Genomic DNA, 7315 nt, shown 5'->3' with positions numbered 1-7315 from the left:
AATAGAAAGAGCTCAAACAGATCTAAAAATTATTTTTTTTCTCTTTCTTTTTTTATGATTTTTAAAAATTTCAAAATCTTTTGTTTTATCATCTATATTGTTAACTTTAAGTCATTCATCATCAATATTTTCTAATATATTTATTTTTGTGAAATTAATTTTATTTTTTTCACTTTCTTTCTTTTCTTCAGTTTCAATATTAAATTCTTTTTTATACTCTTGAGAGTTATTTTCCATTTGCAATAAATCATTAATATTATTACTTTCATTAGATTCATTTTCATTATCTTGTAATAAATTATTTTCATTATCTTCATTATTTTCTAATTCTTCTCAAAAATTAATACTAAAATCGGAAGTTTTTGATTCTTCATTATTAATTGTTTCATCGTCTATATCCAAATTTATTTTAATTTGATTTTTATCAAAAGCCATTTTGTTTATATTTTAATTAGAATTTAAATATATATTTAATATATAAAATAATTATAAATAATATTTAATATATGTCAAATTTAACTATATATAAATAATTTTTTTAAATTCTTAACTACTTTTTAGTAAATAATAAAAAATTACTTGCAATGTATATCAAAAATAATTATATATAGGAAATATTTAATTTTTTTAAAGTTAATTTTGTATATGAGTGATATTTATGTAATATGAGATTTACATTGAAATTTAAATGCATATTATGAAAATTTAAAATCATTATCTTTAATAGATGACAAATGAAAATGGATATGAAAAAACTGTATATGTATTTTTTTGTGAGATATATTAGCTGATAGACATACTAATTGAATTGATATTTTACTTAAAATTAGAGAAATAAAAAAAAATGCTGAAAAAAATAATTGTCAAATTCAATTAATTTCTGGAAATCATGATTACAAGGCATTGCTTTATTTATTTACAAAATCTGAATATACAAGTTATAAATGAACATTTAAATGATTGATAGAATTTAAAAAATTTGCAAGTGATGATTTTCAAAATTGTAATGATTTTGATAAACTTAGAAATGACAGTAAAAATATTATATATAATATGAAAAATTCTGATAAATGAAAAAATTTAATTGAAATAATAAAAACTTATAAATTAGTATATAGAAGTTGATCCATATTATTTATTCATACAAATCCAACCTATGAAATTTTGAATATAATTTTGGATAAATGAATTGACTATATAAATGGTATTTTTAATAAATGAGTTGCATCTTTAATTCATGAAGAAAAACCTATTAATAACTCTTTAATGAAAGAATTTTTTTATATATCAAATATATTTTTATTATGAAATAGAAGAAGAAATTTACCTAATTATGAAAAAGAATATATATACAATAATATCTATGATATCTGAATAGATACTATTATAAATTGACACAATTGATTTGGTGGATTAGTAGATAGATTTGATAAATTGAAAGTAATAGATATAGATTACAGTTTTGGAAAAAAAATATGAGAATTTGAAAATGAAAGATCTATATTAAAAATAATTAATTGAGAAATATTCATATGAGCTGAAAAATATAAAATATCTAAATAATAATTTATTACATTTTACAAAAAAATAATATTTGACTTTAAAAATGAATTTTGACCTTAATTATAAAAAAGCTTTACTTTATAGTTTAGATGAAAAAATAACTCTTTCTCAATTATCAAAATTAAAAAAAGAAGATTTATTATGATATAATTTTGATAAAATTTATGATTATGTAAACAATAATAATATTGATTTACATATTAAAAATACTGATTCATTTCATTTTAGATTATCAAAAATTAAATCTACACCACATATAATATATTCTATATGAAATTTTCAATTATTAAATAAACACAAAATAATAGCTATAGTATGACCTAGAAATTTGTCTAATTATTGAAAAAAAATTCTTGAAGAATTATTTGATAAATTAAAATGATATAAAAATATAGCTACTATTTCTTGATTAGCTAGTTGAATTGATCAATTATGTCATAATTTATCTATTGAAAATAATATTCCTACAATTTCTGTATTGGGTTGATGAATTTGATATTTTTTGTCTTCAAGTGATAGAAATATTATCAACAAAATATTGGAAAATAATGGTTTAATTTTGTCAGAATTTAAGATTAAGATGAGACCAACTAATTACAGTTTCCCTCAGAGAAATAGAATTATTGCTTGAATTAGTGATTTTGTTTTTGTTCCTGAAGCAGGAGATAAATCTGGTAGTTTAATAACTGTAGATTTTGCTAAAAAAATGAATATACCAGTATTTGCAAGTCCAAACTCAATTTTTGAAAAAAATTCAAAATGAGTTAATAGATATATTTCCAAATGATTTATTGAATCTATTTTTGATATACAGGATTTTGTACAAGATAAATTATGAAATAATGAAGAATATATAAACAATAAAGAAAATAATAAAAATATATCAGAATTAAATGAAATTGAAAAAAAAATTTATTTATCTATCTCTCAAGAAAACATTAGTCTAAAAGAAATTATTGTAAATTCATGATTAAGTTATGATGAAGTAATTACAAATATTTCTATGTTGGAAATTAAATGATTTATTTATGAATCAAATTCATGATATTGGTCAATATTATAATTTTTTATTTTTTATTTCTTTTCTAATTTTTCTAGGCATAAAACATGTTATTTCTTTGGGAGGATATTCAGAATTATTTTTCATAAATTCTCTTAATCTACTTACATACATAGTTAATTCTTCAGGATAATTTACTCAATCAAAATATATTTGAATTTTTAAATCTTTACCTATAAAAGTCACACTTCAACAATTTAATACTTTATCAATAAAACCTCAACATTTTGAAATACATTCTTGAATAGAATAAATATTTATTTCTCTTATATGACTTTTGAATATACCATCTCTTGAAAATTTTATCAATCTATCATTAGTAATAATTAAATATGTATTTCGCCAAAATAAAAATACATACATAATCAAAGTTGTAAAAACAACAAACAAGGCTATAATAATAGCTACTATAATTTTATTAAAAACTAATGAAATAAACATAAATATTAATCAAATTCAAAATATAGTACCAAAATCAGCTATTTTACTAAAAAAATATCTTAAAAAATTTTCTCTAGCAAAATATAAAACATATTCATCTTTTGATTGTCAATTAAATTTTTTCTTTTTCATAATATTTTAAGAATAAATAATAAAAATTTATTCATTTTCTACAAACATATTTTTAGATCTATATTGTAAACTTTCTGCCAAATGTTTTTGTTTTATATCTTCAGAATTTTCAATATCAGCTATTGTTCTTGATAATTTCATAATTCTATGTATCACTCTAGGTGATAAATTTAGTGATTTACTAGCTGTTTCCAATAAATTTTTACTATTATCATCAAGTTTTATAAATTCATTTATATGTGAACTAGACATTTGAGAATTAGAACTTATATCTAATCAGATAAATCTTTTTTGTTGATTTTTCCAAGCATTTTCTATATTTTTTCTTATTTTTTTTGATGACAATTCATCTTTTTTATTATTTATTATTTTTTCTACTTTTTGTCTAGGTATTTCTAGTATCATATCAAATCTATCTAATAAAGGTCAAGAAATTTTTGATTGATATTTTTTAATTTCATTTATTGAACAAGTACAATTTTTTTCCATATCTTTATAATATCAACATTTACAAGGATTCATAGAAGCTATAAACATAAAATTTGCAGGATAAGAAACAGTTCCATTTACTCTAGAAATATTAACAATTTTATCTTCTATTGGCTGTCTAAGTACTTCCAAAACGGTTCTAGGAAATTCTGCTAATTCATCAAAAAATAAAATTCAATTATGTGCCAAACTAACTTCTCATGGAGTAAGAAAATTTCATCATCAAATAATACTAACTTTTGATGCAGTATGATGAACTGTTCTAAATTGTCTAGAAGTAATAAGTGGTTTATGTTTATTTAATTTTCAAATTACAGAATATATTTGACTAAGATCCAAAATTTCATCAAAATTCATAGGTGGCAATATTGTTTGAACTGCTTTACAAAGCATAGTTTTACCACTTCAAGGAGGTCCTACTAACAAAGAATTATGTAATCCACCAGCTGATACTGTCAAAGCTCTTTTTGCTAATTCATGTCATGAAATATTTTCAAAATCATTCTCAAGATTATCTAAATCATTTGATAAATCATCAAAATTTATTCATCAAATAATTTTATCTAAAATATCTCATTTGACAAAAAAATCAACTATTTGAGAAAAATTTAATATTGGATAAATATTTATTCATTTTATATATTTAAGTTCATATAAATTTTCTTGTGGAACAAAAAAATTTTGATATCAAATTTTCCTTGCATACAATACGGCTGGCAACACTCAATTTATAGATTTTAAATTTCAATCTAAACCAAGTTCTCAGAAAAAAACAGAATTTTTAATAAAATCTGAATTTTGTAAATCTCCTTCATAAGTCAAAAATAATATAGCAACTGCCATAGCTAAATCAAATCTTGTTCAAATTTTTTTAATATCTGATGGCGATAAATTAAGTATAATCTTCCTAGGAGGCAATTCAATTCATACAGATCTAAAAGTTGATTTAATTCTTTCTTTTGATTCTTTTATAGAATTGTCTGGCAATCAAACTATATCTATAGTTGGTAAAGATCTATTACTATCTGATTCAATTATTACTTCATATCAATCAAGTCAAATATTTGATATAGTTTTTACTTTGTATATCATACAAAAAATATAAAAAAATAAAATATATATTATATCTAATCTATTATATTTTTTTTTCAAGTGATTTTTTATATTTTTTGTTTAAATTTAAAATAATAATACATTTAAATGTAATGTAAAAAATAATAATATTGAAAAAAAAAATAAAATCTTTATATATAAGGAAGTTGAATTTTTAAAAATTAATTTAAATAAATATGTCAAATAGTAAATATAAAGATTTTTGGTCCAAAATGAAATTATATTATCCTATATCAAAATGAGAAATTAAATTGCCTATTGCAAATAAGTTAATGTCTAATGAATATATTATTTCAGATTTATTAATAAAAAATTGTAAATATATACTTGAAGAAATTATGAAAATAGATAAATCTAAAAAAATAAAATTTATGAATCAAAATAATGAATGAGTAATACAAAATTTATTTCAAAATAACTATACTTGAGTTGTAAGATTTGATTGTATGTTAGATCAAAATAATAACATAAAAATAATAGAATTAAACTCTGATTACCCTGATTGATTATTAATGCATGATAATACATATTCTGTTTTATTAAATGAAGAAAAAAATTTACATAAAAATAATTTTTTAAAGTTTTTTGATAAAAATGAAAAAATTTTTATTCTATATCCAGAATGAGTTTTTTTTAAAGATGCTTATTATACTGAATATTTTTTCTTGAAAGAAAATTGATTTAATGTAAATATATGAACATTTTCTGAATTAGATTTTAATGATGATTGAATTTATTATAAATGAATAAAAATAGATAAAATAAGAAGATGTTTAGAAACTTCTAAATTAAGTATTAAAAATTGGGAAAAATTTTATAAGTATAAAATAGATTTTATAAATACTTTTGATATGTGGACTTTAGGTTATAAAGAATTATTATCTGAAATTAAACATTCGTATATTTTGGAAAAGTTAGATGTAAACGAAGAAAATAAAAATAAAATAATTAAAAATAAAGATTTTTATGTAATTAAAGCATCAAATTGAATAGAATGAGGTAACATATATATATGAAAAGATATAAAACAGTCAGATTGGCAAAAAATTATAGAAACTAATTTAAATACAAATTTTATTGCACAAGAGTTTGTTGAAGCACAAAAAAATAAAATAAATTTTTTTCAAGAAGATAAAATTATATCAAAAGAAGTTTATTTTGATGTATGTCCTCATTTTTTTATAAAAAATTGAGATATTATTTCAGAATGATTAATCCTAACAAGATTTTCAGAAAGTAAAATATTGAATGTAGCTAAATGATGATGAATTTGATATCTAAAAACAATTTAAATATATATTTAAAAATAAAATTAATCTTACAAAACAAGAACAGTTGAGAAAAAAATCTAAAATATGTAAAATGTAAAAAAAAATTGCAAACCAAAATCTTTAAATATCAAATCTACAATTATTATATAAATTTGTTTAGCACATAAATCTATTTTTATTTTCTCGCAAATCCTTATCTAAATCAAGAATTTAGAAATTTTGTTCTACAAAGATGAGGGTCCTCGCCCGAAAACATAAAAAAAACATTTCTTAATAGAAATGTTTTTTTGTTTACTCTTATTGACTTTCACGAATACAAAGTGTCTGCTCATCCCAAAGCAGTGCATGTCATCAGTTACTCATATCCCAGGGCACTGATTTTTTTGTCCATAAACCACCAAGCTCATTATATTCGTATAACCAATTACCTGAATTAGGGTCGTTATTTGCGAATTCAGTAGAAGAAAGATATCTTATATTTTTATCTAAAATAGTAGATATAATTGATAATTGCTGTCTTGCAGGTAAATACCAATCATTATATCATCATATTCTTAAATCTCTACAAAATTCAGCAGCAGTATATCTCGGATATATTTCTTCCGACTTATCTGTATTTGAAAAAAATTCAATTATTTCATCAGTATTTTTATCTCAATCTGAAGCATCATTACAGTACTCAATACTAGAATCTCCACACCAAACTTGTTCACCACTTTTTGATACAAATAATCAAGTATATCTAATATAAGGATTTTTATTCATATCATCAAAAACAGTCGCACCTCCCCGCATATGTCAACAATCTATATAAACATTACAAGACCTCCAATTATCTCAATCATTTTTAGTCCACTTATCTTTTGTTCAATCTTTAAATAATCGACCAGAATCTCATAAATCTGAAGCATCATAAGTCATTAAAATATATTCTTCTCAATCACGGTTTTGAGTTCAAGCATATATAATGTTATTTCCATTAACTTCAATAACATCTCAAGTATTATATTCTAAATCTTTAAAAGGATTATTTATAGGGGTATCTATTTCATCACTTCCTCAGCCTCCATCACTTGCTCAACTTGAAATACTACCACCACTTTCTTTAAAATAAGTATCTGATACTTTTTCAACCTCACTTAAATCTCAAGATCAAGATATTTTTTCATTTATTTCTTCATTTTCTGTTAAATCACTATTAATAACCAAATAATTTCAAGTAGTTCATCAATTTTTTCAATCATTT

Annotated in this window: 5 protein-coding genes and 2 pseudogenes; 3 read left to right on the top strand and 4 right to left on the bottom strand. The window is 20.6% G+C overall.

Annotated elements, in window-relative coordinates; translation table 25 throughout:
• Window positions 1-435: pseudogene (locus VAMP_RS04085) on the bottom strand (hypothetical protein); the annotation flags it as partial.
• Window positions 436-645: 210 nt separating this feature from the next.
• Between VAMP_RS04085 and VAMP_RS04080 the strand changes: the two are divergent.
• Together VAMP_RS04080 and VAMP_RS04075 are read left to right on the top strand one after the other, a co-directional pair.
• On the top strand, window positions 646-1563 hold the full coding sequence (locus tag VAMP_RS04080) for a metallophosphoesterase (RefSeq protein ID WP_213349618.1): 918 nt from the start codon (window positions 646-648) through the stop codon (window positions 1561-1563).
• 43 nt (window positions 1564-1606) lie between these two features.
• Window positions 1607-2626 (top strand): DNA-processing protein DprA, encoded by a 1020-nt coding sequence (locus tag VAMP_RS04075; protein WP_213349616.1) that lies wholly within the window; start codon window positions 1607-1609, stop codon window positions 2624-2626.
• On the opposite strand, the gene VAMP_RS04070 is transcribed toward VAMP_RS04075, so the two are convergent.
• A complete protein-coding gene (locus VAMP_RS04070; protein WP_213349614.1) occupies window positions 2621-3196 on the bottom strand; it encodes a PH domain-containing protein in 576 nt (191 codons plus the stop codon). The genes VAMP_RS04075 and VAMP_RS04070 overlap by 6 nt on opposite strands.
• A gap of 27 nt (window positions 3197-3223) precedes the next feature.
• Window positions 3224-4777: a YifB family Mg chelatase-like AAA ATPase gene (locus VAMP_RS07090; protein WP_213349611.1), complete on the bottom strand. Its 1554-nt coding sequence runs from the start codon at window positions 4775-4777 to the stop codon at window positions 3224-3226.
• A 197-nt stretch (window positions 4778-4974) separates the two neighbouring features.
• Between VAMP_RS07090 and VAMP_RS04060 the strand changes: the two genes are divergently transcribed.
• Window positions 4975-6090 (top strand): hypothetical protein, encoded by a 1116-nt coding sequence (locus VAMP_RS04060; protein WP_213349609.1) that lies wholly within the window; start codon window positions 4975-4977, stop codon window positions 6088-6090.
• A gap of 276 nt (window positions 6091-6366) precedes the next feature.
• Here VAMP_RS04060 and VAMP_RS04055 read toward each other — a convergent pair.
• A pseudogene (locus VAMP_RS04055) lies at window positions 6367-7315 on the bottom strand (hypothetical protein); the annotation flags it as partial.

The sequence above is a fragment of the Candidatus Vampirococcus lugosii genome (assembly GCF_018420025.1).
Lineage (GTDB): Bacteria > Patescibacteriota > Gracilibacteria > Absconditabacterales > Absconditicoccaceae > Vampirococcus > Vampirococcus lugosii.
Note: the sequence above shows the minus strand (reverse complement) of the source record. Positions and strands in the feature narration are given on the sequence as shown.